The 26,142-nt window shown below is 67.2% G+C and carries 24 protein-coding genes; 7 read left to right on the plus strand and 17 right to left on the minus strand.

The window, feature by feature from the left end; translation table 11 throughout:
- Window positions 1-3: 3 nt before the first annotated feature.
- The 3 genes from CX676_RS17660 to larC form a co-directional block, all read right to left on the minus strand.
- The gene (locus CX676_RS17660; RefSeq protein WP_101753727.1) at window positions 4-1,911 is read right to left on the minus strand and encodes a TRAP transporter permease; all 1,908 of its coding nucleotides are present in this window, start codon (window positions 1,909-1,911) and stop codon (window positions 4-6) included.
- 73 nt (window positions 1,912-1,984) lie between these two features.
- Complete coding sequence (locus CX676_RS17665) at window positions 1,985-2,917, minus strand: TAXI family TRAP transporter solute-binding subunit (protein ID WP_101753728.1); 933 nt, start codon at window positions 2,915-2,917, stop codon at window positions 1,985-1,987.
- A gap of 199 nt (window positions 2,918-3,116) precedes the next feature.
- Window positions 3,117-4,286 (minus strand): nickel pincer cofactor biosynthesis protein LarC, encoded by a 1,170-nt coding sequence (gene larC, locus CX676_RS17670; protein ID WP_101753729.1) that lies wholly within the window; start codon window positions 4,284-4,286, stop codon window positions 3,117-3,119.
- Window positions 4,287-4,388: 102 nt separating this feature from the next.
- Here larC and CX676_RS17675 point away from each other — a divergent pair, with 102 nt between their 5' ends.
- Both CX676_RS17675 and larB read left to right on the plus strand, forming a co-directional pair.
- The gene (locus tag CX676_RS17675; RefSeq protein WP_101753730.1) at window positions 4,389-5,189 is read left to right on the plus strand and encodes an adenine nucleotide alpha-hydrolase family protein; all 801 of its coding nucleotides are present in this window, start codon (window positions 4,389-4,391) and stop codon (window positions 5,187-5,189) included.
- A complete protein-coding gene (gene larB, locus CX676_RS17680) occupies window positions 5,179-5,829 on the plus strand; it encodes a nickel pincer cofactor biosynthesis protein LarB (RefSeq protein ID WP_101753731.1) in 651 nt (216 codons plus the stop codon). Before CX676_RS17675 ends, larB begins: the two co-directional genes overlap by 11 nt.
- Here larB and CX676_RS17685 read toward each other — a convergent pair.
- Window positions 5,826-7,094, minus strand: coding sequence for a nickel pincer cofactor-dependent isomerase, group 22 (locus CX676_RS17685; protein WP_101753732.1), 1,269 nt, complete (start codon window positions 7,092-7,094; stop codon window positions 5,826-5,828). The two genes, larB and CX676_RS17685, sit on opposite strands and share 4 nt — an antisense overlap.
- Before the next feature lie 439 nt (window positions 7,095-7,533).
- On the opposite strand from CX676_RS17685, the gene CX676_RS17690 reads away from it, so the two are divergent.
- Window positions 7,534-7,728, plus strand: a complete 195-nt coding sequence (locus tag CX676_RS17690) for a DUF1127 domain-containing protein (protein ID WP_101753733.1) — start codon at window positions 7,534-7,536, stop codon at window positions 7,726-7,728.
- A gap of 97 nt (window positions 7,729-7,825) precedes the next feature.
- Here CX676_RS17690 and CX676_RS17695 read toward each other — a convergent pair whose 3' ends face one another.
- The 5 genes from CX676_RS17695 to fsa all read right to left on the minus strand — a co-directional run bounded on the left by CX676_RS17695 (window position 7,826) and on the right by fsa (window position 11,699).
- Window positions 7,826-8,698 (minus strand): 50S ribosomal protein L11 methyltransferase, encoded by an 873-nt coding sequence (locus CX676_RS17695; protein WP_101753734.1) that lies wholly within the window; start codon window positions 8,696-8,698, stop codon window positions 7,826-7,828.
- A complete protein-coding gene (gene msrA / locus CX676_RS17700; protein ID WP_232816514.1) occupies window positions 8,698-9,273 on the minus strand; it encodes a peptide-methionine (S)-S-oxide reductase MsrA in 576 nt (191 codons plus the stop codon). Before msrA ends, CX676_RS17695 begins: the two co-directional genes overlap by 1 nt.
- A gap of 120 nt (window positions 9,274-9,393) precedes the next feature.
- Window positions 9,394-10,329 carry a tyrosine recombinase XerC gene (locus tag CX676_RS17705; protein WP_101753736.1) on the minus strand — a complete coding sequence of 312 codons (936 nt, stop codon included), beginning with the start codon at window positions 10,327-10,329 and terminating at the stop codon, window positions 9,394-9,396.
- Window positions 10,326-11,009 (minus strand): DUF484 family protein, encoded by a 684-nt coding sequence (locus CX676_RS17710; protein ID WP_101753737.1) that lies wholly within the window; start codon window positions 11,007-11,009, stop codon window positions 10,326-10,328. Before CX676_RS17710 ends, CX676_RS17705 begins: the two co-directional genes overlap by 4 nt.
- A gap of 36 nt (window positions 11,010-11,045) precedes the next feature.
- Complete coding sequence (gene fsa / locus CX676_RS17715; protein WP_101753738.1) at window positions 11,046-11,699, minus strand: fructose-6-phosphate aldolase; 654 nt, start codon at window positions 11,697-11,699, stop codon at window positions 11,046-11,048.
- A 336-nt stretch (window positions 11,700-12,035) separates the two neighbouring features.
- On the opposite strand from fsa, the gene CX676_RS17720 reads away from it, so the two are divergent.
- Entirely contained in the window at window positions 12,036-14,243 is a 2,208-nt protein-coding gene (locus CX676_RS17720) for a primosomal protein N' (RefSeq protein ID WP_101753739.1), read from the plus strand.
- A gap of 3 nt (window positions 14,244-14,246) precedes the next feature.
- On the opposite strand, the gene CX676_RS17725 is transcribed toward CX676_RS17720, so the two are convergent.
- From CX676_RS17725 to CX676_RS17735, 3 genes are all read right to left on the minus strand, one after another.
- The gene (locus CX676_RS17725; protein ID WP_101753740.1) at window positions 14,247-15,167 is read right to left on the minus strand and encodes a lytic transglycosylase domain-containing protein; all 921 of its coding nucleotides are present in this window, start codon (window positions 15,165-15,167) and stop codon (window positions 14,247-14,249) included.
- Window positions 15,168-15,258: 91 nt separating this feature from the next.
- The gene (locus CX676_RS17730) at window positions 15,259-16,155 is read right to left on the minus strand and encodes a hypothetical protein (protein WP_101753741.1); all 897 of its coding nucleotides are present in this window, start codon (window positions 16,153-16,155) and stop codon (window positions 15,259-15,261) included.
- 89 nt (window positions 16,156-16,244) lie between these two features.
- Complete coding sequence (locus CX676_RS17735) at window positions 16,245-17,111, minus strand: L,D-transpeptidase (protein WP_101753742.1); 867 nt, start codon at window positions 17,109-17,111, stop codon at window positions 16,245-16,247.
- Between the two features lie 282 nt (window positions 17,112-17,393).
- Between CX676_RS17735 and CX676_RS17740 the strand changes: the two genes are divergently transcribed.
- On the plus strand, window positions 17,394-17,654 hold the full coding sequence (locus CX676_RS17740; RefSeq protein WP_101753743.1) for a GlsB/YeaQ/YmgE family stress response membrane protein: 261 nt from the start codon (window positions 17,394-17,396) through the stop codon (window positions 17,652-17,654).
- 162 nt (window positions 17,655-17,816) lie between these two features.
- On the plus strand, window positions 17,817-19,445 hold the full coding sequence (locus CX676_RS17745) for an MFS transporter (protein ID WP_101753744.1): 1,629 nt from the start codon (window positions 17,817-17,819) through the stop codon (window positions 19,443-19,445).
- Window positions 19,446-19,459: 14 nt separating this feature from the next.
- Here the strand turns inward: CX676_RS17745 and CX676_RS17750 are convergent, their stop codons facing one another.
- On the minus strand, window positions 19,460-19,837 hold the full coding sequence (locus tag CX676_RS17750; protein ID WP_101753745.1) for a winged helix-turn-helix transcriptional regulator: 378 nt from the start codon (window positions 19,835-19,837) through the stop codon (window positions 19,460-19,462).
- A gap of 87 nt (window positions 19,838-19,924) precedes the next feature.
- Between CX676_RS17750 and CX676_RS17755 the strand changes: the two genes are divergently transcribed.
- Entirely contained in the window at window positions 19,925-20,773 is an 849-nt protein-coding gene (locus CX676_RS17755) for an SDR family oxidoreductase (protein ID WP_101753746.1), read from the plus strand.
- Window positions 20,774-20,782: 9 nt separating this feature from the next.
- On the opposite strand, the gene CX676_RS17760 is transcribed toward CX676_RS17755, so the two are convergent.
- From CX676_RS17760 to CX676_RS17775, 4 genes are all read right to left on the minus strand, one after another.
- Entirely contained in the window at window positions 20,783-22,360 is a 1,578-nt protein-coding gene (locus tag CX676_RS17760) for an ABC transporter ATP-binding protein (RefSeq protein WP_101753747.1), read from the minus strand.
- Window positions 22,357-23,169 carry an ABC transporter permease gene (locus tag CX676_RS17765; RefSeq protein WP_101753748.1) on the minus strand — a complete coding sequence of 271 codons (813 nt, stop codon included), beginning with the start codon at window positions 23,167-23,169 and terminating at the stop codon, window positions 22,357-22,359. Before CX676_RS17765 ends, CX676_RS17760 begins: the two co-directional genes overlap by 4 nt.
- Window positions 23,166-24,107 carry an ABC transporter permease gene (locus CX676_RS17770; RefSeq protein WP_101753749.1) on the minus strand — a complete coding sequence of 314 codons (942 nt, stop codon included), beginning with the start codon at window positions 24,105-24,107 and terminating at the stop codon, window positions 23,166-23,168. The genes CX676_RS17765 and CX676_RS17770 overlap by 4 nt, the downstream gene beginning before the upstream one ends.
- A gap of 270 nt (window positions 24,108-24,377) precedes the next feature.
- Complete coding sequence (locus tag CX676_RS17775) at window positions 24,378-26,036, minus strand: NAD+ synthase (protein WP_101753750.1); 1,659 nt, start codon at window positions 26,034-26,036, stop codon at window positions 24,378-24,380.
- Between the last annotated feature and the right edge of the window lie 106 nt (window positions 26,037-26,142).

Below are 26,142 nucleotides of genomic sequence, written 5' to 3' on the forward strand. Positions count from 1 at the left end.
GGGTCAGTTCTCGCCGGTCTTCAGGTCGCTCATCTTCACATGCGTCTCGCCTTCCAGATCGGCCTCGGCAGTGTGTTCCGGGTCCGGTTCACGCCGGTTCAGAAGCGCACCCAGCAACCCCAGCCCCAGCCCGATGGCATCGGTCATCAGCCCCGGCTTGATCAGCGTGAAGGCGGCGGCGATCAGCAGGATGCGGACCAGCCAGCCCGCCGGGCGGAACAGATAGCCGGCCAGCCCCGCCGAGAGAAAGGTCACGCCAAGCGTCGCGGTGATGACCGTCAGCACCACCTTGGGCCATTCCCCGATGAGCAGCAGAGAGGGGCCGAAGACGAACATGAAGGGGATGATATATCCCGTCAGCCCCAGCCGCACCGCGGTCATCGAGGTGCTGACCACCGGAGATCGCCCGATGCCGCAGGCGGCATAGACGGCGATGGCGACCGGGGGTGTGATGGCCGAGAGGATGGCGAAATAGAAGACGAACATATGCGCCGCCGGGATCGAGACGCCCAGCTTGACCAGCGCCGGCACCAGAAGCGCCACCTGCACGATATAGGCGGGCGTCGTCGGCATCCCCATGCCCAGCACGATCCCCGCCATCATCGTCAGGATCAGCGCCGGCAGCAGCATGTCCTGCGCTGCTGCCCTGACCAGCCCGGTGAAGGTCAGTCCCAGCCCGGTCTGCGCGATGACGCCAATGACGATGCCCGCCGTGGCGCAAGCCAGCGCCACCACCACCGAATTGACCGCGCCCGATTGCAGCGCCTCGATCAGTTTCGGGATGCTGAACTCTTTCCGCGTGGTCTTGCGCAGAAGCACCACCGGCACGATCGACAGGATCCCCGCAAGAGCCGAGAAGGGCGCGGAATAGCCCGACATCAGCGTGGCGATGATGATGACCAGCGGCAGGAACAGATGCCCCTCGTCGCGCAGCACCTTGCCCACGCGCGGCAGGTCGGCGCGGGGCAGGCCCTTCATGCCGCGCTTGCGGGCCTCGAAATGCACCGCAAGAAAGACCGCGAGATAGTAGAGCAGCGCCGGCAGCAGCGCATAGGCGGCGACGGTCAGGTAACTGACGCCCATGAACTCGGCCATGACGAAGGCGGCGGCGCCCATGATCGGCGGCATGATCTGCCCGCCAGTCGAAGCCACCGCCTCGACCGCGCCGGCGAAATGGGCCGGATAGCCGATGCGCTTCATCAGCGGGATGGTGAAGGTTCCGGTGGTCATCACATTGGCGACGGCCGAACCCGAGACCGAGCCGAAAAGCCCAGATGTGACGACGGCGACCTTGGCCGGCCCGCCCGCGGTATGGCCGGTCAGCGCAAGGGCGAAATCCATGAACAGCTTGCCGATGCCGAACCGCTCGGCCATCGCCCCGAAGATCACGAACAGCACCACATAGGTGGCCGAGACCTGCGCCGGCACGCCGAAGAGGGCATCGGTGGTCATGTATTGATATTCCAGAAGCCGCGTCAGGTCGGCCCCGGTGAAGAAGATCTGGTAGCCGAGAAAGACCAGCGCAGTGATCGGCAGGATCGGCCCGACGGCGCGGCGCGTGGCCTCGAGCACGGTGACGATCATGATCGTCGCCATCACCTGATCCATGACCGAGACCGGCCCGACATAGGCCATGCGGGTGTTGAAATAGGTCTGGTTGACGATCGGATAGGCCGAGGCCGCCAGCGCCGCCGCCATCAGGATCAGGTCCATGATCCCCGGCGATTTCTCGGCTCGCGAAGGCGTGAAGGGTAGCGTCAGGTAGGCCAGCACCAGCGCGAAGCCGAAATGCGTGGCGCGCAGGGTAAAGGCATTGGGCGGCCCGAACCACGCCACATAGAGGTGAAAGAGGCTCATGGTCACGGCGACAAGCGTCACCACGCGCCGCATCCAGATCGAGTTTGCCAGCATATTCGTTCCCTTCCGCGCCGCGAGGGGGCGAGGCCCGACCGGGCCCCGCCATGGGTCAACGAGGGGTCAGGGATCAGCCGCCGGTATGTTCGGCATAGAATTCCTTGGCGCCCTCATGCAGCGGCACACCGGTATCGGCCTGCATGCTTTCCAGCGTGGTGTCCTTCATCGCCGCGCTGATGGCGATCAGGTCGTCGCGCCCGTCCCACATCCGGGTCAGCAGGGTCTTCACCACTTCCTTGTCCAGATCGCAGCGCGCGATGACCTGGGTGGCATAGCCCACCGCCAGCACATCCTCGTCCTGACCGGGATAGCTGCCGGCGGGAATGTTCAGGCTGGCATAGCCGGGATTCAGGTTGGCCTTCATGTCGTCGATGAAGCTCTGCTCCAGCGGCACCATCTTGATGGCGGTGGAATTGGCGAGGTCCATCACCGCCGAGGCCGGAACGGTGGTGCCGAGGGTGAAGTAATCGGCATTGCCATCCTGCAACAGCGCCACCCCGTCGGAATAGGAGACGTAATCGACGCTGCGCATCGCCTCGTAATCCGTACCGGCGGTTTTCAGGACGGCGCGGGTGACCTCTTCGGCGGTATTGCCGACGGGCTGGGTGACCAGCCGCTTGCCGGCGATGTCGGCCACGGTCTGGATGCCGCTCGCCTCGGTGGCGACGATGTGGAAATATTGCGGATAGAGCGTGGCCACGTTGCAGACATTGTCGGCCTTGCCCTCGAAGGGCGGCCGCCCCTCGATCGCATCGACGACCGAGATCGAGTTGCCAAAGCCCAGGTCGGCCTGACCGCCCTGCACCCCCTGCACATTGGCGACGCCGCCGCCGGGCAGCACTTGGATGCCGATACCGTCATCCGAGACCATCGACTGCATCGCCCCGCCGAGCGGATACCAGGACCCGCCCTGCGGCCCGGTCATCAGTTTCAATTGCTGGGCCTCGGCCATGCCGCCGGTCGCGGCAAAGGCGATAAATCCGGTTGCGATCAATATGCGCATTCTATCCTCCCTGTCATATGCTCTTGAAGCCCGGCCATGACTGCCCGCCGCCTTGTCTGGCGGTCGCGGCTGGCTGGGCAAGCTGGTCCTCCCCCGGCGCCTGTTGGCTCCCGAAGGAGACGCCGACCGCCAAAGGTTCAACCGAACAGCCGTCACTTGTCAACTTAGTTGACAAGGGGAGCGCAAAGTGGAGGCGGTTCTAATCGTGCGTCTCGGCCCGGCGGCGCAGGGATTGCCGGGCGGCATGGTCGCCGGCTGTGGCGAGATCGTCCATCTCGGCCTTGGTGATCTGACCGCCAAGTGGGAGCTGCCGGGTCTTGGTGCCGATCTCGCGCCCATCAACCTGCACCGGCTGCGCTTCACGGGGAAGCAGCATCCGCCGCTCCTCCCGCAGGCGCAAGCCGATGGTGGTGGTCTCGGCGAAACAGGCCCGCGCGACCTCCTCCATCGCCGCGTGGCGGCAGATGAGTTCGATCCGGCTCATCATTCGGCCCTTCTTGCCGAAGGCCGGCAGTTGCAGCACATCCAGCACATCCTCGCGACCGCGCAGATTGGCAAGGCCGACCGCCAGATCCTCGCCGGTCTGATCGTCGACATGAAAGCTGATGACGCCGACCCTGTCCCGATCCTCTGCTGCTTCCGCCTGCCACAACCCGACCCGCAGCAGGTTCGCAACGCCCTCCATCCGCCGCGTGCCAAGGCCATTGCCGGTCCGGCGCAGTGTCATGGTGCCAGCGGGCAGGGCGGGCGCAGGCTGCAGATGCGCCATGATCGCCGCGCCGGTCGGCGTGACCCGCTCGCCCGGAATGCCGTCATCGATCACCGGCAGGCCCTGCATCAGGATCAGCGTGGCCGGCGCCGGCACCGGCATCTGGCCATGCTCCGTCTCGACCCGCCCGCCGCCAAGCGGCAGGGCCGAGGTGCTGGCCGAACTCACCCCCAGCCGTTCGAGGCACAAGGCCGCCAGCAGCACATCGGCAATGGAATCCCAGTCCGAGATCTCGTGGAAATGCACCTGCGCCAGGGTGACCCCATGCACCGCCGCCTCGGCCTCGCCCAAGCGGCGCAAAATGTCGTCGGCCCGGCGCGCCACACCCGGATCGGGGGCCAATTCTGCCAGCAGCGCCTGGTACTCACCGTAATGGCGCGGACCCCGGCGGCTTTCCGGCAGGGTGACGGCAAGATGCCGCCCGCGCATCCCGTGATCGCGCTGTTCCACCGCATCGATGCCGACCCCCGGCCCGATCCGTGCGGCCAGCGCCTGCGCTTCGGGCAAGAGGTCCGGTGCGGCATCCAGCATCGCCGCCACGAACATGTCGCCGGCAATGCCGCCGAGCGGGTCGAGATGCAGGTGGGTGTCTTGCGGCATGGGCGTCTCCTTCGCCGCCCGATGATCCCCACAGGGCCGCGGATGGCAAGGGGCATGGTCACGGCGGATCGACCTGATAAGCTGCGCCCGGAAGGAGTGCCGATGACCCAAGCCGACGATCCCGCTGCGCGATTGCGCGCGATCCTGACAAGCCAGCCGGGGCTGGCGCTGGCGGTCAGCGGCGGGGTGGACAGCCTGACGCTGGCCCATGGGGTCGCGCGACTGGCGGGGCAGGTGCCGCGTGTGTTTCACGCCGTCTCGCCCGCCGTGCCCGTGGAGGCGACGGCGCGTGTCCGCCGTCATGCCGAGGCGCATGGCTGGCAGCTGACGGTGATCGAGGCGGGCGAATTCGCCGATCCCGATTACCTCAGGAATCCGGTCAATCGCTGCTATTTCTGCAAGTCGAACCTTTACGCCCGGATTGCCGGGGCCACGGATGCCACCATCGCCTCGGGCGCCAATCTGGACGATCTGGGCGATTACCGCCCCGGCCTGACGGCAGCATCCGAGCGGCAGGTGATCCATCCTTTCGTGCTGGCCGGCATGGGCAAGGCCGAGATCCGGCGCATGGCGGCGGGCTTCGGCCTCAGCGATGTGCAGGACCTGCCGGCGCAGCCCTGCCTCGCCAGCCGGATCGAGACCGGGTTGCCGGTGCGCGCCGATGATCTGGCTTTCGTCGCGCGGGTCGAGGCCGCGCTGACCACCCTCGCCGGCCCCGGCGATCACCGCTGCCGGATCACGGCTGAGGGCGTGCGGATCGAGTTGCAGCCGGAATTGCTGCAGGACGCCGCCCTGATCGCCCGCCTGACCGCCGAGGCCACCCGGCTCTGCGGTGCCGATCACCGCATCCTTACCACCATCGGCCCCTATCGCCGCGGATCGGCCTTCCTGCATGACCAGTGACCCCGGCGATATCCGCTTCGACTGGCAGCGCCGCGCCCGCACCGGCATCCCCGAGGCCGTGCTGGCCGAGGGAAAGAGCCCCGATCAGCTTGCCCGCATTCTTGCGGAAGCGCGGGCGCGTCGGACCGTTCTGTTCCTGACACGGCTGCCCCCCGAGATCGCCACAGGCTTTCCCGATCTGGACTATGACCCCATCTCACGCACCGGCATCTTCGGAATACCCACCCGCCGACCCGAAACGGACGGAAAAATCGCCGTGGTCTGCGCCGGCAGCAGCGATCTGCCTGTGGCTGCCGAGGCCCGCCGCGCCTTGCAGGTCTTCGGCACCGATGCCCCGCTTTACGCCGATGTCGGCGTGGCCGGTCTCTGGCGGCTGATGGAGGTCGCCGACGAGTTGCGGCAGTTCCGCGTTCTGATCGCCGTCGCCGGGATGGAGGGCGCGCTGTTTTCCGTCCTCGCCGGGTTGGTGCCGGGGCTGGTGATCGCCGTGCCCTCGCCGGTGGGCTATGGCGTCTCGGCGGGCGGGCAGGTGGCGCTGACTGCGGCACTGGCAAGCTGCGCCCCCGGCGTGGTCACCACCAATATCGGCAATGGCTTCGGCGCCGCAGCAGCAGCCTGGAAGGTCATCGGCGCGGGTTAGGTGCGATTGCCCGCCGCATCGAAGACCGGCAATTCGGCCTCGCCCAGAATCTCGATCGCCGGATTATCGCGCGCCTCGGGCAGCAGCGCCGTCGAGATACGGATCGTTTCAAGATGTAGCGTATCCGTCAGCCAGACCATGCGCGGGGCCTCGGGGTCGGCGGCATTGCTGGTCTTCAGCGCCACCTGCAGCGCCGCCTTCTCGCTGTCCATGATGACCGGCAGGCGGGCACTGGCCAGCACGGTCGAGGTGATGCAATTGGCATAGGTGGCCGGATAGTCGATCTTCTCGACCAGCCGCCTCGTGCAGATATCGGCCAGCCCGATGCCGGTGGCGTTGCCGCCGCTCTTGGTGCTCAGGTCCAGCACCGCCAGCTTGCCAACCGTCTGCGCGGTGCGGACATAGGGCGTGCCGGCGCGGCCGGTGATGTTCGGGTCCATGCCGGTGCCAGAGAACTCCTTGCCCATGCGGTCGACGATCAGCACGTCCAGCGGATCGAACAGGATGCGTGGCATCCGGGCGCGGGCCATCTGCAGCAGGCCCGGCTCGCGCGAGATGATCTGCGCGCCCGGCACCAGCTCCAGATGACAGACCCGGTCATAGGCGTTTTCCACCGAGGCGATGCCGAACAGGATCGGCAGGGTGCCAAGGGTCAGCGCCGCCATGTCGCGCACATTCTGGCCCATCAGTCCAAAGCCCATGGCATGACAGCTTTCCGCGCCCTTCTGCTTGCCGAGGCCAATGGTCACCATCTTGGCCAGCCCGCTTTCGATCTCGGCGGAAAAGCTGGTATGCGGCTTCACCCGGTTGATGACGACGATTCCGTCCGCTTGCAGCGCCAGCCGGTCCAGGTAGATCGGCAGGCCGTTCGGGAGGCTGCCGATCTGGTCGACCTCCATCGACGAGCGGATCTCGCAGCCGGCGCTGTCGGGTGTGACCCCGAGCCCGGCCAGCAACGCGCGCTGACCCTCGGCGCTGGCGCCACCATGGCTGCCCATGGCCGGCACGATGAAGGGCTCGGCCCCGGCGGCCCGGATCGCGTCGATGGTGGCGCGGACAATGATCGGCAGATCGGCAAGCCCGCGACTGCCCACACCCACCGCGACGCTCATGCCGGGCCGCAGCCCGTGCGCGCCGTCCATCCGGGCGAATTCGGCGCGGATCGCGGCGGGGATATCGGTGATGCGGCTGTCGTCAAAGACCTGCCGCACCGGGGCCATGGCCGGAATCGCAACTTCGCCGATCAGCGTCTCGATGATACCCATGTCTCGCCCCTCCGCTCTGGGGTCAGACTGACGCCTCGGATGGCGATTGTCCAACCCGTCCCTACCGGGGCGGAAACGGGGCCGCTCAGCCTGTTGCGGGGGTGATTCTCGCGCCCTCGCATCTTGGCGCTTGGTCAACGGATCGGGGCGAGGTCACGTCACCCGCCTGCGACAACCTGCCGCCTCGCATCGGCGGATCAGACGTTTCGCCTGAATATCGGGCATTGTGATGCGTTACTTGCGCGTAATGCCGGGCATTCCTTCCGTCCGATGCGGCGGTGCAGCATCAAGAAAACGTCAACGATTGCGGGGTTTTATGCAGTTCCTGCATATCAGCCCTGCATTCTTGGAGATGGTTTTCTGCATCTGCAAAATCTATTTGCATCGGTATACCGAAACAGCCCGATACGCGGGCAGATGAACTGAAAAAGGTGACACGATGTCCGCGATTGACATGAACCGCATGGCCACTGCCTCGCACTCGACCGGCGTTTTCGCCTGGGTGCTCGAGCGTCTGACCGCCTGGAACGACACGCGCGTGACGCGCAACTCGCTGAGCCGCCTGTCGGATCACGAGCTGAACGACATCGGCCTCTGCCGTGGTGATATCGAGCGGGTCGCGCGCCGCTTCTGAGCCGCACCCCTTCCCCCCGGTCCCGGGGTCAACGGGCCAATGAAAAACCCCCGATGCGGTGGCAACGGGGGTTTTTGCATGTCTGAAGCGGGCGAAATCAGCCGCGCTGCATGGTCAGCGTGGTCCATTCGCCCAGCTCGTCCCGACCCTCGAGCTTGAAGGCCTGCGCCTCATAGGCCGCGATCACCTCGTCGCCCTGTTCGTTCAGGATGCCCGACAGGATGATCCGGCCGCCATGCGCGACATGCTTGTGCATATGCGGCGCAAGGTCGATCAGCGGCTGTTTCAGGATATTGGCAAAGACCAGATCGAAGGGTTCGCCCTCGTCCAGCATCGGGTGATCAAAGCCCATGGCCTCGATGCAGACCACCCGTCCATCCAGCCCGTTGGCGATGACATTGGCGGCGGCGGTATCGACCGCGATCGGGTCAATGTCGCTGGCCAGCACCGTTACGGGCCAGAGCCGCGCGGCCCCCATCGCCAGAACCGCCGTGCCGCAGCCGATATCGGCAATGCGCTTGGGGTCGAAACCCGCAACCTGCAGCCGGTCGGCGGCCTCCAAGCAGCCCTTGGTGGTGCCGTGATGGCCGGTGCCAAAGGCCATGGCGGCCTCGATCCACAGCGGCTCGACCCCCTCGGGGATGCTGTCCGCATCATGGCTGCCATGGACCCAGAAGCGCCCGGCATGAACCGGCGACAGTTCGCGCTTGACCTTGGCGACCCAGTCGACCTCGGGCAGTTCCGAGATGACGAAGGGCTCTGCCTCATGCGCGGCGGCCAGCAGTGCCAGCGCCACCTCGTCGGGGGCTTCGGTGAAATAGACCCCGACCTCCCACCGATCCTTGCCATCCTCGATCTCGAAGACGCCGGAACCGACGGGTTCCGGGTCCAGCACCTCTTCGCAAGCCTCGGCCAGCGCCGCAGCGCGCGCGTGACACGCCGTATGGGTCAGGGCGGTCCAGGTCGGCATCAGAGACCTGCCGGGTTCGGCAGGGCGCAGGCGACGCCGGTGCCCTTCATCGCGCAATACCCGTTCGGGTTATTGTGCAGATATTGCTGATGCGCCTCTTCGGCGGGCCAGAAGGGGACCTTGTCGATGATCTGGGTGGTCACCTTGCCATAGCCCTCGACCGCCAGCCGGTTGCCATAATCGATCATCGAGGCCTCGGCGGCGGTGCGCTGGCTGGGGTTCATGGCGACGATCAGGCTGCGATACTGGCTGCCCAGGTCATTGCCTTGCCGGTTGCCCTGCGTCGGGTCGTGGTTTTCCCAGAAGAGTTGCAGCAGATGCTCATAGCTGATGCGCGAACTGTCATAGACCACACGCACCACCTCGGCATGGCCGGTATCGGTTTCGCAGACCTGGGCATAGGTCGGGTTCTCGACCTGACCGCCGGCAAAACCCACCTCGGTCAGCCAGACGCCCTCCTGCTGCCAGAACAGCCGCTCGATCCCCCAATAGCAGCCCATGCCGAAAATGGCCTCGTCATAGCCCGCGGGGATGGGGCCATTCATGGGCCGGTTGAAGATGGCGTGATTGCTCATCGCGCGTCCTTTCCAGTTTCTGCCGAAGAACGCGAAACGCCCGCCTTGGGTTCGCATCGGCCTTGGCTGCCTATTTGGCGTCCTCAGCGGGAAATTGCCAGAGGCCGCGCATCCGCGCCGTTATCCCCGTGGATGCGCCGCGCGGTAGACCGCCAGCAGATGCGCGTCATCGACCCCGGTATAGACCTGCGTGGTCGACAGGCTGGCATGGCCCAGCAGTTCCTGGATCGACCGCAGATCGCCCCCCGCCGCCAGAAGATGCGTGGCGAAGGAATGGCGCAGCGCATGGGGCGTGGCGGTGGGCGGCAGGCCCATGGCCTGCCTTGCACGGCGCATGGTGGTTTCCACGATGCCCGCGTTCAGCCGCCCGCCCCGCGCGCCGCGGAACAGCGGCTGGTCGGCCTTCAAGGGCCAGGGGCAGAGGCGCAGGTAATCCGCCACCGCCTGATGTGCGACCGGCAGCACCGGCACTTGCCGCTCGCGCCCGCCCTTGCCGCGAATGGTCAGCGCCTCGCGAAACGGCCAGTCGCGGCCATCGAGGCCGAGCCCCTCGGAGATCCGCAGCCCGCAACCGTAAAGCAGCGTCAGCACGGCGGCATCGCGGGCGGCGATCCAGGGCGTCTCATGCGCCTCGCCCGCCATGTCCAGCATCTGCCGCGCCTGATCTGGCGCGAGGGGCCGGGGCAGCGAACGGCGGTATTTCGGGCTTCGGGTCGAGAGCGCCGCCGAGAGGTCGACCCCCTCGCGGTCCGCGATCCAGCGCAGGAAGGACCGCACTGCCGATTGCCGCCGGGCGAGCGACCGCGCGCCCAAACCACGCGCCCGTTCAGCGGCGGCAAAGGCGCGCAGGTCGGTCTGCTTCAGCCGCGCCAGCCCGCCGGGCAGGGCCGGGGTGCCGTGGTAATCGCCAAGGAAGCGCAGGAAGCTGACCAGATCGTCACGATAGGCCTTGATCGTATGCGGCGAGCGGTCGCGGGTGCCCGCCTCGACCTCCAGCCAGCGCGCCAGTGCGTCCGACATGGCGGGCGCGAGGGCAAGCTGGCCCGGCTCGGTCATTCGCGCAGCCAGCCCATCAGCGCCAGCCGGAACACCTGCCCGAAGAAGCGCAACAGGTCGGTGCCATGCGCGGGCGAGAAACGCCCCGGCTCGGCACTGCCCATCAACAGGAGGGCAGGGGGGTGATCGGGGCCCAGATCCAGCGGGATCAGTGCCTCGGACGCCACTTCCATGCCATGCACGGTCTGCGTAATGGCAGCGGCCTTGCGCAGGATGATGTCATCGCCGCGCGGATTGCGCCGTCCCCCGGCGATCAGCCGCGCCACCGCGCCCTTGGGGGCCAGGATGATCTGGTCGGGCAGGCCCGGCTGCGGTTCGTCGCTTTCAAAGACCAGCCGCAGCGTGTCGACGCGCAGAAGCGGCGCCACCTCGGCCTGCAGGTTCTCGACGAAGCCGGCGGCATCCTGCGGCTCCAGCAGCGCCAGCACAGCGCGGTGGATCACCGCCATGCCCGACTGGTTGTCGAAGGCGGCCGAGATCACGCTTTCATGCGCGACCTCCAGCCGGTCGAGGCGCGTCTCCAGCGCCTCCATCGCGCGGCCGCGAATGTCGATCACGTTGTGACCGACCTCCGCCTCGCGCGCCGCCACCAGCGCCCGCATCAGGTCGCGGTCGCCCAGAAGGACCGACGGATCGGCCAGCAATTTTTCGCGCGTAACGTCGTCCAGAACTGCACTCATGCCTCTGCCCTCGTTTGCCGCGCTTCTTGCGCGGTCTCAGCCGATCTTCTGACCGGTCTTTGCCCAGTCCTCATTGAACTGTGCGAGGCCCTTGTCGGTCAAGGGATGGTTGATCATCGACTTGATTACGCTCGGAGGTGCGGTAATTACGTCAGTCCCGATCTTACCCACCTCGATGATGTGGTTGACCGAACGGATCGAGGCGGCAAGGATCTGCGTCTCGTAGCCGTAATTGTCATAGATCTCGCGGATGTCGGCGATCAGGTCGACGCCATCCAGATGGATGTCGTCCAGCCGGCCGATGAACGGGCTGATGAAGGTGGCACCGGCCTTGGCGGCCAGAATCGCCTGCGCGGCGCTGAAGCACAGGGTCACGTTGACCATGTGCCCGGCATCCGAGAAATGGCGGCAGGCTTTCAGCCCGTCCCAGGTCAGCGGCACCTTGATGGCGATGTTCGGCGCGATCGCGGCCAGCTTGGTGCCCTCGCGGATCATGTCCTCGGCCTTCTCGGCCACCACCTCGGCCGAAACCGGGCCCTCGACCATGTCGCAGATTTCCTTGGTGACTTCGATGATGTCGCGGCCGGATTTCAGGATCAGCGAGGGGTTGGTGGTCACACCATCGACCATACCCAGGTCGTTCAGTTCCTTGATGGCGGCAACATCGGCGGTATCGACGAAGAATTTCATGGCGGCGCTCCTCATGCTTGGGGTTGGGGCGGTGATACCGCAAAGGCAGGGCGGCGGAAAGGGTGGCCTGACCTTGGCCCGTGCGACCAGCACGGGCCGCGCCCGACCCGCCGATCTTGCAGGCCCGGCCCGGAGCAAGGCACGCAGTGCCGCCGGGCCAGCGGACGACCGCCCCCCGGTCGTCCGCTTTGGTGCCGTCCCGCACCGAACAGCCGTTCGATATGCTGGCACCATAAACCGCCTCCACGAAACGCCAGCAACGGACACCCGCGGTCCTCCGCTGTCCCTCCCCTCGGCTCTTGAACTCGCCCCCCCTCATCGCCTTTATAGCGCGTCATGACGCTCGTTCCCGAACCCCGCTTCTTCCCTGTCGGCCACCGCATCGCGGTGCTGGTGACCGAGCCTGTCGGCGTCTTGGACTATCTCGCGCCCGAGGGGGGCGTGGCGACCGGGCAGCTGGTCCTCTGCCCGCTGGGTCCGCGCCGGGTCTTGGGCGTGGTCTGGGGCGAGGGGCTGGGTGGGTTCGATGCCGCCAAGCTGCGCCCGGTGATCCGGGGCCTGGAGGCCGAGCCGCTGGCCCCCGACTTCCTCGAATTTCTCGCCCGTGCCGGCGATTACACCCTGACGCCGCTGCCGCTGATGCTGCGCATGGCGACGCGCGCGCCCGATCTCGACCGCCCGACCGCCGAGCGGCGGGTGATCGCGCTGGCCGGCGATCCGCCCGAGCGGATGACCGAGGCGCGGGCGCGGGTGATGCAGGTGCTGGCCGATTACGGCGGGGCGAGCTTCGCGCCCTCGGAACTGGCGCAGCTGGCCGGGGTCGGGACCTCGGTGGTCAAGGGCTTGGTGACTGCGGGCACATTGGCCGAGATGGCGGCGCCGCGCGATCTGCCCTATCCTCGCCTCGATCCGGACCGGCCCGGCAAGCCCTTGGCCACCGACCAGCAGGCGGCGGCGGATGCGCTGCGCCACGCCATTGCCGGCGGTCGCTATGGCACGACGCTGCTGCGCGGGGTGACCGGATCGGGCAAGACCGAGGTTTATCTGGAAGCCGTGGCCGAATGCCTGAAGGCCGGGCGTCAGGCGCTGGTGCTTCTGCCCGAGATCGCGCTGTCGGCGGAATTTCTCGACCGGGTCGAGGCCCGCTTTGGCGCGCGCCCCGGCGAATGGCACAGCGGCATCACCCGCACCGAACGCCGCCGGCTCTGGCACATGGCGGGGCGGGGCGAGGTCGGGCTGGTGGTCGGTGCGCGCTCGGCCCTGTTCCTGCCCTTCCGCGATCTCGGCCTGATCGTCGTCGATGAGGAACATGACAGCAGCTACAAGCAGGAAGACGTGGTCTTCTACAGCGCCCGTGACATGGCGGTGCTGCGGGCGTCCCTCAGCGATGCGCAGGTGGTGCTGGCCTCGGCCACGCCCAGCCTTGAAAGCTGGGTGAACGCGGCCAGCGGGAAATATCAGCGGCTCGACCTGCGCTCGCGCTATGGCGAGGCGGAACTCCCTGACATGGCCGCCATCGATCTGCGCGGCGAAGAGATGCCGGGCAGCCGCTGGATCTCGCCCACGCTCGCCGGCGCGGTCGAGGCGCGGCTGGCCAAGGGCGAACAGTCGCTTCTCTTCCTCAATCGCCGCGGCTATGCGCCGGTGACGGTCTGCCGGGCCTGCGGCCAGCAGGTCGGCTGCGACCAATGCGATGCGCGCATGGTCGAACACCGCTTCCAGAATCGCCTCGTCTGCCACCAATGCGGCGAGACAAAGCCCATCCCCACCGCCTGCCCCAGTTGCAAGGTCGAGGGTCGCATGGCCCCGGTCGGACCGGGGGTCGAGCGTCTGGCCGAAGAGGTCGCCGCCCGCTTTCCCGACGCCACCGCCACGGTCCTCTCCTCGGACCTGTTCCATTCGGCCCGGGCGCTGAAAGAGACCATTGCCGAGATCTCGACCGGCAAGACCGACATCATCATCGGCACCCAGATCGTCGCCAAGGGCCATAACTTCCCCCGCCTGACACTGGTTGGCGTCATCGATGCCGATCTGGGTCTTCAGGGGGCGGACCTGCGCGCCGCCGAGCGGTCGTTCCAGCTGATGCGGCAGGTGGCGGGTCGAGCGGGGCGGCAGCCGGGCGATGCGCCGGGGCTGGCGCTCTTGCAAACCCACCAACCCGACCACCCGGTCATCCGCGCGATCCTGTCGGGCGAGGATGAACGCTTCTGGGATGCCGAGGCGCTCGGCCGGCAGGGCGCCGGGATGCCGCCCTATGGCAGGCTGGCCGGGATCATCCTGTCGCATCCCGATCCGGGCGTGGTCGCCGATTTCGCCCAGCACCTCGCCCGCCATGCCGCGCCCCTGCGCGATGCCGGTTGCGAGCTGTGGGGTCCGGCCCCCGCGCCCATCGCCCGCATCCGTGGCCGCCACCGGATGCGGATGCTGATCCGCGCCGCGCGGCAGGCGCCGATCCAGATGGCGATCAGCGACTGGCTGGCCCCGCACAAGCCGCCGACCAACCTGCGGCTGTCGGTGGACATCGATCCGCAGAGCTTCTTCTAGGGTTCAGTTCTTCAGCACGATGCAGCGTCCGCCGACCTGCTTCAGCAGCACGCAGAAGGCATTGGCCTCGGACCGGCTGTCATAGCCCACCTGCGCCGTATAGACCGCGCGTGACGATCCGGTCATGCGCTTCCTGACATAGCCGATCTGCTTGCCCTGCAGGATCGGCCGCAAGCTGCGGTTCAGCCGCGTGACCTGTTGCTGCGCGCCCGAACGGCTGGGGTGGCTGGCCAGGATCACGCCCCAGGGAAAGGCCCGCTGCTCGGGGGTGAACTCGCGCAGGGACCGGTTGCCGGCCAGTTCGACGCAGGCCTCGCGGAAGGGCTGGTCCTTGTTCAGGGCCAGCTGCAATTCCTCGGCGCCCGGCGGGTTATCGCGCCAGCGCCAGGCATTGTGGCCGGTGATCGACTCGACATAATCCTGCGTCTCGTAGGGCAGCACGGTCTTGCTGTTGATGAAGCGCGCCGCCCGGTTCTCACCGCCGTTATAGGCCACCGCCGCAAGCCCGATATTGCCGAACATGTTGGTCAGATAGCGCAGGTACCAGGCCGATTTCGAGATCGCCTGTGCCGGGTTGAACGGGTCGTCCAGATCGTAAAGCTCGGCGGTCGAGGGGATGAACTGGGCGATGCCGATGGCCCCGGCGGGGCTGACGGCACTGGGTTCGAACCGGCTCTCCTTCCACAGGAGACGGGCCAGGAAGCTCGGGTCCAGCTGGTTCTGCGCGGCATTGCGCTCGATCAGCATGCAGACATCTTCGACGTAATGCTCCAGCCGAACGCAGTCACGGCCGTCATCGGTGCAGCGCTGGTTCTCGCGCTCTTTCGGTGGCAGATAGCCCACGATGGCATCCACCGCCGGCCGCGCCGCCGCAGTCGTCACCGCAAGCAGCAGCACAGCACAGATCAACGCAAACTGACGCATCAGACCCCTGACAGAAAACCCCTTGCCTGATTAGCACCGCCGGTCGTCGTTGAAAACGCCCGGATTGCCGATCGGCGCGCGGAACGCGGGGTCAGGCCTTGTCCTTGGCCTTCTTCTTTTTCTTCTTGTCGCCCGACTTGACCGCGTCTGATTTCGCTTTCCCGGCCTTGGCCTTTTCAGCCTGCCGCTCGGCTTTTTTCGCGGCCTTCCGGACGGCCTTGCGCTCGGCTTTCAGCTTGGCCTTCTCGGCCTCTTTCTCGGCTTTGCGGGCCGCCTTCTCCGCCTGCTTCTCGGCCTTCTTCACTGCCTTGCGCGCGGCCTTCGCCGCCTCCTTGGCGGCAGCGGCTTGCTCGAGTTCGGCGGCGGTCGGCGTCACCTTGGCGGGCTTGGCGGTCGTCGTCGCGGCCTTCGGCTTGCGCGGCTGCGCCGGGCGCGCACGGGTGGGGTTTGCCGCTGCGGGCGTTTCGGCGGTGGTGGCTGCGCTCGTGGCAGTCTCGGGCTTCGGCCGCGCCTTGACCACGCGGCGTGGCGTGGTGCGGGTGTCGGGCTTGCTCGAGGCCGGTTTGCGACCCGCCGGGCGGCGCTTGCCGGGACCTGCCGTGGCCTTGGTCGCCGGCTTCTTCGGCGCTGCGGTGGCCGCGCGCGGCGCGCTGGCGGGCGCTTTGCCGGCGGATCGCGCCCCACCATCGGTCGTCAGACCCCGGCGACGGCGGTCGGCATGGGCGCGCCTGAGGGCGGCGTTCAGGATGTCGGCTTTCGACGGCCCCTCGGGGGTCGCGCCGGCGGTCGCAGCAGCGGTTTCCGCCCCGGCCAGACGCGTGGTCAGATCGGCGATCAGCGCCATCAGGCTGGCATCGTCCAGTGCGATGATGGCGGGCTTGCTGGCGCGGTCGGTCAGCGCAAGTTCTTCCTCGGACAGCAATTCCTTGGCCAGTTTGGCAAAGTTCGGCATCGGGTCCTCGCGATGCAGGGTGAGGTCATGGCGCATCTTTGCCGCAGAAAAGCCGCGCACGCAAATGATTAGGCCCCGGCAGATTGCCGGGGCCTTGGATCATGTCAACGCTCTCTGCGCCGGGATCAGTTCCCGGGAACGGCGCTTTCGACCGGCGAGACGAAGGACACGGTCTGCGCAGCCGGTGCGGCGGTGGCAGCTGCCGGAGCGGCGGTGCCGGTCGCGGCCTGCATCTCGCGCGCCGGGACCACGTAGCCCTCGGGCGTGTTGACCATCGGGCCTTCCAGCCGCAGGCTTTCGGCCTGCGAGCGGACCTTCACCGCGTCACCCAGCTGCGATTCGTCGAACAGGTCCATGATGTCCTGGTTGAACAGGCGGATACAGCCGGCCGAGGTCGCCTTGCCGATGGACGAGGGGTCCATCGTGCCATGGATGCGGTAATAGGTGTCCTTGCCGCCGCGATAGAGGTACAGCGCGCGCGACCCCAGCGGGTTCTCCGGGCCACCGGCAACGCCACCGGCGAATTGCGCGTAAAGCTGCGGCTCGGTGCGGACCATGTTGGCGGTCGGCGTCCAGCTGGGCCAGGCCTGCTTGCGCTGGATCGTGGCATTGCCGGCGAAGCCCTTGCCCTCGCGACCGACCGCGATGCCAAAGCGCATGGCCTCGCCACCCGGCAGCACGTCGTAGAGGACGCGCGCATAGGGATCGACGACCAGCGTGCCGGGCGCTTCGGGGCCATTATAGGGCACGCGCTGGCGGCGGTTGCGCTCGGTCAGATAGGCAGGGCGCACGGCCGGGATGACGAAGGGCTTGCCACCGGGCAGCACGTCGTTGCGTGCGGCATAGATCTGCGCCTCGTTGGCCGGGGTTGCGCCGACGGGCAGCGTGGCCAACTCGCGGGGATCGTTCGGATCGGACTGTTGGACAGCGGTTTCAGGGGCACAACCGGCCAGCCCAAGGGCCAGCACGGCGGCGGTGACAGCGAGACGCATAGCGATTTCCTTCGTAACGGCAGGCGCCTCAAGCGCGCCTGTGACAGCGGATACCAAGTTCGGAACCGCGCCGACGGCAGAGCCAGCGTGATTCGAGCCAATCTTTATCAGCCTGTCGGTGCCGTGTGGCGTCAACCCTTGCAGGCAATGCGCGTCGATTTAGCCGCGGGACTGTTGCCATTCGGCAAGGACGGCCCCCGGCGCGGAACTTTTCGCAGACATAATGGTTAAATTGCATGATTTCCGGTGCTTGCGCCGGATGACCTGCACAGGAGCGCAACCATGACTGTTACCGGACTTCTCATTACCCTGCTGATCGGTGCGATCGCGGGCTGGCTGGCTGGCGAGATTGTGAAAGGGCACGGACAGGGGCTGGTGATGAACATCGTCATCGGCATCCTCGGCGCGGTGATCGCGTCCTTCCTGTTCCCGGCTGTCGGTCTTGCCATCGGCGGCGCCGGTTCGATCCTTGGCTCGATCATCTATGCCACGCTTGGCGCGGTGATCCTGCTGGTGATCGTCGGGCTGGTCAAACGAGCCTGACGACCCGACCCGATTGTTCAACGAGTGTTGCGGCCCCGCCTTCCCCAAGGGCGGGGCCTTTTTCGATGCCGCCTTCCATGCCGCTCGCCCCGCGCGCTCGCGCATTGCCCCGCCCGGAACATCCGCCTAGTCTGACCCCAGACCCGTAGCCCGGTAGCCGTCTTGCCTAGTCAGCCCTCTGCCCTTGCCCCGTTCCGCCATGTCGATTTCCGCACACTCTGGGCGGCGACGCTGGTGTCGAATTTCGGCGGGTTGGTGCAGCAGGTGGGCGCGGCCTGGATGATGACCCAACTGACCGACAGCGCCACGCTGATTGCGCTGGTGGCGGCCTCGAACACCCTGCCGATCATGCTGCTGGCGCTGATGTCGGGGGCGCTGGCCGACATGTTCGACCGCAAGACGCTGCTGCTGACGGCGCAGGTGCTGATGGCAAGCTTCTCGGCGCTGCTGGCCCTTGCCGCCTGGCAAGGAATCCTGACGCCCTGGCTGCTCTTGGGCTTCACCTTCCTGATCGGCGCGGGGCAGGCGCTTTACAACCCGCCCTGGCAGGCCAGCATGGGCGATCTGGTCCCGCGCGAGGATCTGCCGGCGGCGGTGACGTTGAACTCGGTCGGCTTCAACCTGATGCGCAGTGTCGGGCCGGCGGCGGGCGGGTTGATCGTCGCCGTCTTCGGCGCGGCGGCAGCATTTTTCGTCAATGCACTGAGCTATATCCCGCTGCTTGCCGCGCTGCTGCGCTGGTCACCGCCGAAACGCCCGGCGACCCATACCCGCGAGCCCTTCATCAGCGCCGTCGGCACCGGGCTGCGCTATGTCGCGCTGTCGCCGAACCTGCTGCGGGTCATCGGACGGGCGGCGCTGTTCGGCTTTGGCGCGGTCTCGGTGCTGGCGCTGCTGCCGCTGGTCGCCAAGGCCCATCCGCAGGGCGGATCGATGCTGTTCGGCGGACTCCTGGGCTGTTTCGGCCTCGGCGCGATCAGCGGGGCGATCCTGAACCCGCGCATCCGCGCGCGAATGGATAACGAGCATGTCATCCGCCTGGCCTTCCTCGGCTTTGCGCTGGCCACGCTGGCGCTGGGGCTGACCGACACGATCTGGCTGCACGCGCTGGCAATGCTGCCGGCCGGCGCCTCATGGGTGCTGGCGCTGTCGCTTTTCAACGTGACGGTGCAGCTGTCGACGCCGCGTTGGGTGGTGGCGCGGGGGCTGGCGCTGTACCAGACGGCGACCTTTGGCGGCATGGCGGCGGGGTCATGGGTCTGGGGCGGGGTGGCCGGGGCGCATGGCGTCGGCACCGCCTTTGTCTGCGCCTCGGCGGTGCTGGGTCTTGGTCTGCTGATCGGCTTTGTCTTCAAGGCGCCGGAATTCGGCAATCTCGACCTCGACCCCGCCGACCGCTTCCGCGAGCCGCCCTTGGCGCTGGATCTGCGCGGACGCTCGGGGCCGATCAAGATCATGGTCGACTATCAGATCGCGCTGAAGGATGTGCCGGAATTCCTGCGCCTGATGCGCCAGCGCCGCGTGATCCGCCGCCGTGACGGGGCGCGGGCCTGGAGCCTGTTGCGCGATCTCGAACATCCCGAGATCTGGTCGGAAAGCTATCAGATCGCCACCTGGGACGACTATGTCCGCCACAACCTGCGCCGCACCAAGACCGATAACGAGGTCACGCAGGCATTGCGCCAACTGCACCGGGGCGAGGCGGATCCACTGGTCCACCGGATGATCGAGCGCCACACCGTCAGCCCCAGCGACGACGTGCCGCTGGTCGGCAAGATCGAGGTGCCCTGAGCGGGTGATGCGGCTTAGTTCGGTCCCGGTCCGCCGTCCCGCGCCGCGATGATCTCGGGCAGGCTGGTCTCGATCCAGTCGGCCAGCCCCCTGACCCGTTCTGCTGCCTGCAGACCCAGCGGCGTCAGTCGGTAATCGACATGGGGCGGCACCACCGAATAGGCGGTGCGCTGCACCAGCCCGTCGGCCTCGAGCCATTGCAGCGTCTGCGCCAGCATCCGCTCGCTGACCCCGCCGATCATCCGGCGCAATTCGCCAAAGCGCCGGGTCTCGCTTTCCAGCGCCATCAGCACCAGCACGCCCCAGCGGCTGGTCACATGTTTCAGCACGTCGCGGGAGGGGCAGTCGGCGGACATCAGATCGCCGCGTTGCAGTTTTTCCGACAGGGACATTTTTTCATACTTACAGAAATGTGCGTTCTTACTTTTCGTAAGTGGCAACTCCAGATCGGATTTACCAGAACCGAAAAGGAGACAGACATGACCATTGCCGTGACAGGCGCGACCGGCCAATTGGGCCGGCTGGTGATTGAGGCGCTGAAGACCAAAGTGCCTGCATCCGAGATCGTTGCGCTCGCGCGCAGCCCGGAAAAGGCCGCCGACTTGGGGGTGTCGGCGCGCGCAGCCGATTACACCGCGCCCGAGGCGCTGGAGCAGGCGCTGCAAGGGGTCGAAACGCTGCTCTTGATCTCGTCGAACGAGATCGGCCAGCGGGCGGTGCAGCACGCCAATGTCATCGCCGCTGCGAAGGCGGCGGGGGTGGGGCGCATCGTCTATACCAGCCTGTTGCATGCCGACCGCTCGCCCCTGAGCCTTGCGGGCGAGCATCGCGAGACCGAGGCGGCGCTGAAATCCTCGGGCCTTGCCCACAGCATCCTGCGCAATGGCTGGTACGCCGAGAACCATCTGGGTTCGATCCCGGCGGCGCTGGCCGGCGGCGCGTTTCTGGGCAGCGCGGGCGAGGGGCGCATTTCCGCCGCCACCCGCGAGGATTTCGCCGAGGCGGCCGCGGTGGTGCTGACCGGCGAGGGGCATGAGGGCAAGACCTATGAGCTTGCCGGGGATGAGGGCTTCACGCTGGCCGATCTGGCTGCCGAACTGTCGCGCCAGACCGGGCGGGATATCCCTTATCGCAACCTGCCCGAGGCGGAATATGCAGCGATCCTGCAGGGTGCCGGTTTGCCCGCGCCGCTGGCCGAAGCCATTGCCGGTTGGGACGGCGATGCGGCGCAGGGCGCGCTGCAGGAGGACGGCCGCGCGCTGTCGCGACTGATCGGCCGGCCAACGACGCCGCTGCGCGAGGCGGTGGCGGCGGCACTGGCGGGGTAGGGCGCGGCCTCACACCCAGTCAGCAGGAATCTCGGGCGCGGCGGCGATAAGCTGCCGCGTATAGGGATGGGTCGGCGCGTCCATGACCTTGGCCGTCGGACCCTGCTCCACGATCCGGCCGTTCTGCATGACCAGCACCCTGTCGGTCACGCCGCGCACCACCGACAGGTCGTGGCTGATGAACAGATAGGCCAGCCCATGGCTGCGGCGCAGGTCGGTGAGCAGGTCCAGCACCTGCGCGCGGACGCGGACATCCAGCGCACTGACCGCCTCGTCCAGCACGATCAGGCGCGGACGGATGATCAGGGCGCGGGCGATGGCGATGCGCTGGCGCTGGCCGCCGGAGAATTCGTGGATGTATTTGCGCGCGTCGTTCGCGGCCAGCCCGACCTCTTCCAGCGCCGCCCCGACCCGCGCCCGCCAATCACGCGGGCGACCGGTCAGGTGGAAGGGTTCGGCCACCAGATGCTCGACCCGCCAGCGCGGGTTGAAGCTGCCGAAGGGGTCCTGGAACACCACCTGCATTTCCGCGCGCAGATCGAGCGGCATCGACCGCCCCGCCGTCACCGCCTGCCCGTCAAGCCAGATGCGCCCGCCCTGCAGCGGATCGAGCCCAAGGATAGCGCGGGTCAGGGTGGATTTTCCCGAACCGGACTCCCCCACCAGCCCGACGCTTTCGCCATCGGCAATCGTAAGGCTGACGCCATCGACCGCGCGCAGCACCGCAGGCGTCGCAAAGGCCGATGTGCGGGGCAGGGCGTATTCCCGCCGCGCCTCCTCGACCCGCAGGATCGGCGTCTCGTCGGGCGCGACCGTCACCCGATCGGGCACATGGCGCGAGGCGGCGAACAACTGGCGGGTATAGGGATGTGACTGGGCGCGGAACAGCGTCTCGGTCGCGTCCTCCTCGACGATCTCGCCCGCCTTCATCACCGCCACCCGGTCGGCCATGCCGGCCACCACCGCGAGGTCATGGGTGATGAGCAAGAGTGCCATTCCCTCGTCCCGGACCAGTTCGCGCAGGAGGTCGAGGATCTGCGCCTGCGTGGTGACATCCAGTGCCGTGGTCGGCTCGTCGGCGATCAGCAGGTCCGGGCGCAGCGCGATGGCCAGCGCGATGGCGACCCGCTGGCGCTGGCCGCCCGAGAGTTCGTGCGGGTAGAGGCTCAGCGGAAAGCGCGGCGCGGTCAGGCCGACGCGATCCAGCCGCTCGCGCGCGCGGGCCAGCGCCTCGGCGCGGGCCATGTCCTGATGGATCAGCAGCGTCTCGGCCACCTGATCGCCGATGGTCATCAACGGGTTCAGCGCCGTCATCGGTTCCTGGAAAATCATTCCGATGCGCCGGCCTCGGATGCCGCACAGCGCCGGTTCGGGCAGGTCCAGAAGGTTCTGCCTGTCGAGCAGCACTTGGCCCGACGCGGCGGCCTGCCCCGGCAAAAGCCCCATCACCGCCAGCGCGGTCATCGACTTGCCCGAGCCAGATTCCCCTACCAGCCCGGTGATCGTCCCCGGCATCAGCCGCAGATCGACATCGCGCAGCAGCCGCGCCGCGCCGATACTGACGGCCAGATCGCGGATCTCGATCACCGCATCACCCTCAGCCTTGGGTCCAGCGCATCGCGCAGCCCGTCGCCCAGCAGGTTCAGGCCCAGCACGGTCAGAAGGATGCAGAGGCCGGGAATGACCGCCACATGCGGCGCGATCGTGACCATCGTTTGCGCCTCGGCCAGCATCCGGCCCCAGCTTGGCGTCGGCGGCTGCGCACCTAGGCCGACATAGGACAGGCCGGCCTCGGCCAGAATGCCAAGCGAGAACTGGATGGTGCCCTGAACGATCAAGAGATTGGCGATATTCGGCAGCACATGTTCAAGGCTGATCCGGCCGCGCGACTTGCCGGCGACTTCCGCCGCGCGGATATAATCGAGCGTCCAGAGCGGCAGCGCGCCGCCGCGTGTGACCCGGGCGAAAACCGGGATGTTGAAGATGCCGATGGCGATGATGGCATTCACCGCCGAGGGACCGAAGACGGCGGTGATCAGGATGGCGATGACAAGGCTGGGGAAGGCGAAGATCAGGTCATTGCCGCGCATGATGATCTCGTCCAGCCAACCGCCCCGGCTGGCGGCAGCCAGCAGGCCAAGCGGCACGCCGAAGCCCATGCCGATGCCCACCGCGACCAGTGCGACCGCGATCGAGGTGCGCGCGCCGACCATGACCATTGACAGGATGTCGCGACCGAAATGGTCTGTGCCCAGCCAATGCGCCATGCTTGGCACCTGCAGCTTGTTTGCGATGGCCATGGTGGTCACGTCATAGGGTGTCCAGACCAGCGACAGCAGCGCCGCCAGCAGCGCCAGCCCGGACAGCAGCCCGCCAAGGATCAGCCCCCATCTCATCGCTTGCGCAGCCTCGGATCGACGGCGGCATAGGCCAGATCGACGAGGAAGGTCACGGCGATGACAGCGAAGACCAGGACCAGCACCGCCGATTGCACCACGATCAGGTCGCGCTGGGTGATGGCCTGAAAGATCATCCGGCCGAGCCCCGGCAGGTAGAAGACATTCTCGATGATGATCGCGCCGGCCAGCAGGAAGGAGAACTGCATCCCCATGATGGTCAGCACCGGGATCAGCGCGTTCCTGAGCGCATGGCGGCGCAGGGTCTGGCCCCGGGTCAGGCCCTTGGCGCGGGCGGTGCGGATGTAATCCTGCTCCTGCGTCTCGATCAGCGCCGAGCGCAGCACGCGCGCGAGGATGGCGGCTTGTGGCAGGGCCAGCGCGATAGCCGGCAGCAGCAGCGACCTCAGCGCCGCCAGCGGATCGCCCCAGCCCGGGAACCCGCCCGCCGGCAGCCATTGCAGTTTTACCGCGAAGAGAAGAACCAGCAGCATCGCGAACCAGAAATTCGGCAGCGCGATGCCGATCTGCGTGGCCCCCATCACCGTCGCATCCCCGGTCCGGCCCCGCCGCGCGGCGGCATAGAGGCCGACGGGAAAGGCGATCAGGGTCGACAGCGCCAGCGCCATCAGCGCCAGCGGCAGCGACACCTGCATCCGGTCAGCGATCATCCCGGCAATCGGGGTCTTGTAGGTGAAGCTCTGGCCGAAATCGCCCTGCAGGATGCCGGCGATCCAGTGGGCATAGCGCAGCGGCAGCGGCTGATCGAGGCCCATCTGCTGGCGCAGCGCGGCGACGGTTTCGGGCTGCGCCCCGGTTCCCAGCATGAAGCTGGCCGGATCGCCCGGCACCAGCTCGACCACCGAAAAGATCAGCGCCGAGGCAACCGCGAGGCTGACCCCCAGCACGATCAGACGGCGGATGACATAGCGCAACATGGGGCGACGCTAGACCGGCAGACATCGGCTCTGCAAGCGGCGGCTGTTCTGGTCAGCGCGGAAGGACATATCCCCGATCCGCGACACGTCTTGTCGGGGATCGGGGCAGTATGGGGTAATGTCCGTCGAACGCCCTGTCTGGCTTGGGCAGGCAGGGCGCCCGCTTCGGTCACGGTGATCGGCGTTTCGCCTGTTCCGTGGACTCAACCTAACGGGGCAAAGGTTAATAATTCCCTAACGCGATCGCATTTTCGCCGCTTTTCTGCGGGTTCAGCTGTCGTCGCGCCAGCGATTGACCAGCGGATAGCGTCGGTCGAGCCAGAAGGCCTTGGTCGAGATGCGCGGACCGGGGGCGGCCTGATAGCGTTTCCACTCGCTGCCATAGAGCAGCCTCTCGACCTGCTTCACCACCTCGGGGTCAAAGCCCTGCGCCACCAGGTCCTTGCGGGCCAGATCCTTCTCGACCAGCCCTTCGAGGATCGCGTCCAGCACCTCATAGGGCGGCAGGCTGTCCTGATCCTTCTGGTTCGGACGCAGCTCGGCCGAGGGCGGCTTGCTGATGATCTGCGGCGGGATCACCTCGCCCGCAGGACCCATCATCCAGTCGCGGTGATTGGCATTGCGCCAGCGGCAGGTCTCGAACACCCGGGTCTTGTAGAGATCCTTGATCGGGTTATAGCCGCCGGCCATGTCGCCATAGATGGTGGCATAGCCGACGCCGACCTCGGACTTGTTGCCCGTGGTCAGCAGCATCTCGCCGAACTTGTTCGAGATCGCCATCAGCATCAACCCGCGCAGGCGCGACTGGATGTTTTCCTCGGTGGTGTCGGGCTTGGTGCCTTCCATCAGATGCGCCAGCGCGTCCTCGACCGCATCCCGGGCCCCGTCGATCTTCACCGTGTCCAGCCGCACCCCCAAACGGGTGGCGCAATCGGCGGCATCGTCCAGCGAGGCCTGCGAGGTGTATTCCGAGGGCAGCATGACGCAGCGCACATTCTCGGGGCCGATGGCATCGGCGGCGATGGTGGCGACCAGCGCGGAATCGATGCCGCCCGAGAGGCCCAGCAGCACCTTCCTGAAGCCCGACTTGCGCGCATATTCGCGCAGGCCCAGCATCATGGCGTTGTAATCCTGTTCCCACTCGTCGGGCTGGGTCTCCATCACACCCGGCTCGGCCTGCCAGCCATCGGGGCCACGGGTGAAGTCCACATGCACCACGCGCTCCTGGAACGGGGCCAGCTGCACCACCTTCTTCGCGCCCGGGTTCAGGACGAAGCTTGCGCCGTCATACAGCTGGTCGTCCTGCCCGCCGACAAGATTCAGATAGACCAGCGGCAAGCCGGTTTCGACACAGCGGCCGACCATGTGACCCATGCGCAGGTCCAACTTGTTGCGGTGATAGGGCGAGCCGTTCGGGACCAGCAGGATCTCGGCCCCGGTCTCGGCCAGCGTCTCGGCCACGTCGGGATACCAGCTGTCCTCGCAGATGGGCGAGCCGATGCGGATCGGGCCGATGCGATAGGGACCGCTGACCGGGCCGGAATCGAACAGGCGCAGTTCGTCGAACAGTTGTTTGTAAGGCAGGTGATGCTTCAGCACCCGCGCGACCAGCTTGCCGTGCTGATAGACGTAATAGGCGTTGTAGCGGTTGCCGCCCTCGACATAGGGGCCGCCGATGCCGATCGCGGGTCCGTCGACCAGTTCCTCGCCAAGCGCCTTGACCGCCGCCATCGCGTCCTCGACGAAGGCGGGCTTCAGCACCAGGTCCTGTGTCTGGTAGCCGGTGATGAACATCTCGGGCAGCGCCAGCATGTCGGCGCCGGCGGCCTTGGCCTCGGCCCAGGCCTCGCGCGCCTTCGCGGCATTGCCGGCCAGATCGCCGACGGTGGCGTTCAACTGGCCAAGGGTCAGGCGGAATTTATCGGTCATGGTCGCCTCATTTGCCTCTCGGCCCCGTGATAGGGGAAGGCCGCGCAAAGGGAAAGTCGGGCTTTGCGCGCGCGCGCCGGCTGCGCTACACCATGGGCCGATCATC

It is taken from the genome of Paracoccus zhejiangensis (genome assembly GCF_002847445.1).
Lineage (GTDB): Bacteria > Pseudomonadota > Alphaproteobacteria > Rhodobacterales > Rhodobacteraceae > Paracoccus > Paracoccus zhejiangensis.

What these genes read in the sequence shown, in the direction of transcription:
- CX676_RS17660 (WP_101753727.1), bottom strand. Translation starts at nt 1,911, where the DNA reads ATGCTGGCAAACTCGATCTGGATGCGGCGCGTGGTGACGCTTGTCGCC.
- CX676_RS17665 (WP_101753728.1), bottom strand. Translation starts at nt 2,917, where the DNA reads ATGCGCATATTGATCGCAACCGGATTTATCGCCTTTGCCGCGACCGGC.
- larC (WP_101753729.1), bottom strand. Translation starts at nt 4,286, where the DNA reads ATGCCGCAAGACACCCACCTGCATCTCGACCCGCTCGGCGGCATTGCC.
- CX676_RS17675 (WP_101753730.1), top strand. Translation starts at nt 4,389, where the DNA reads ATGACCCAAGCCGACGATCCCGCTGCGCGATTGCGCGCGATCCTGACA.
- larB (WP_101753731.1), top strand. Translation starts at nt 5,179, where the DNA reads ATGACCAGTGACCCCGGCGATATCCGCTTCGACTGGCAGCGCCGCGCC.
- CX676_RS17685 (WP_101753732.1), bottom strand. Translation starts at nt 7,094, where the DNA reads ATGGGTATCATCGAGACGCTGATCGGCGAAGTTGCGATTCCGGCCATG.
- CX676_RS17690 (WP_101753733.1), top strand. Translation starts at nt 7,534, where the DNA reads ATGTCCGCGATTGACATGAACCGCATGGCCACTGCCTCGCACTCGACC.
- CX676_RS17695 (WP_101753734.1), bottom strand. Translation starts at nt 8,698, where the DNA reads ATGCCGACCTGGACCGCCCTGACCCATACGGCGTGTCACGCGCGCGCT.
- msrA (WP_232816514.1), bottom strand. Translation starts at nt 9,273, where the DNA reads ATGAGCAATCACGCCATCTTCAACCGGCCCATGAATGGCCCCATCCCC.
- CX676_RS17705 (WP_101753736.1), bottom strand. Translation starts at nt 10,329, where the DNA reads ATGACCGAGCCGGGCCAGCTTGCCCTCGCGCCCGCCATGTCGGACGCA.
- CX676_RS17710 (WP_101753737.1), bottom strand. Translation starts at nt 11,009, where the DNA reads ATGAGTGCAGTTCTGGACGACGTTACGCGCGAAAAATTGCTGGCCGAT.
- fsa (WP_101753738.1), bottom strand. Translation starts at nt 11,699, where the DNA reads ATGAAATTCTTCGTCGATACCGCCGATGTTGCCGCCATCAAGGAACTG.
- CX676_RS17720 (WP_101753739.1), top strand. Translation starts at nt 12,036, where the DNA reads ATGACGCTCGTTCCCGAACCCCGCTTCTTCCCTGTCGGCCACCGCATC.
- CX676_RS17725 (WP_101753740.1), bottom strand. Translation starts at nt 15,167, where the DNA reads ATGCGTCAGTTTGCGTTGATCTGTGCTGTGCTGCTGCTTGCGGTGACG.
- CX676_RS17730 (WP_101753741.1), bottom strand. Translation starts at nt 16,155, where the DNA reads ATGCGCCATGACCTCACCCTGCATCGCGAGGACCCGATGCCGAACTTT.
- CX676_RS17735 (WP_101753742.1), bottom strand. Translation starts at nt 17,111, where the DNA reads ATGCGTCTCGCTGTCACCGCCGCCGTGCTGGCCCTTGGGCTGGCCGGT.
- CX676_RS17740 (WP_101753743.1), top strand. Translation starts at nt 17,394, where the DNA reads ATGACTGTTACCGGACTTCTCATTACCCTGCTGATCGGTGCGATCGCG.
- CX676_RS17750 (WP_101753745.1), bottom strand. Translation starts at nt 19,837, where the DNA reads ATGTCCCTGTCGGAAAAACTGCAACGCGGCGATCTGATGTCCGCCGAC.
- CX676_RS17755 (WP_101753746.1), top strand. Translation starts at nt 19,925, where the DNA reads ATGACCATTGCCGTGACAGGCGCGACCGGCCAATTGGGCCGGCTGGTG.
- CX676_RS17765 (WP_101753748.1), bottom strand. Translation starts at nt 23,169, where the DNA reads ATGAGATGGGGGCTGATCCTTGGCGGGCTGCTGTCCGGGCTGGCGCTG.
- CX676_RS17770 (WP_101753749.1), bottom strand. Translation starts at nt 24,107, where the DNA reads ATGTTGCGCTATGTCATCCGCCGTCTGATCGTGCTGGGGGTCAGCCTC.
- CX676_RS17775 (WP_101753750.1), bottom strand. Translation starts at nt 26,036, where the DNA reads ATGACCGATAAATTCCGCCTGACCCTTGGCCAGTTGAACGCCACCGTC.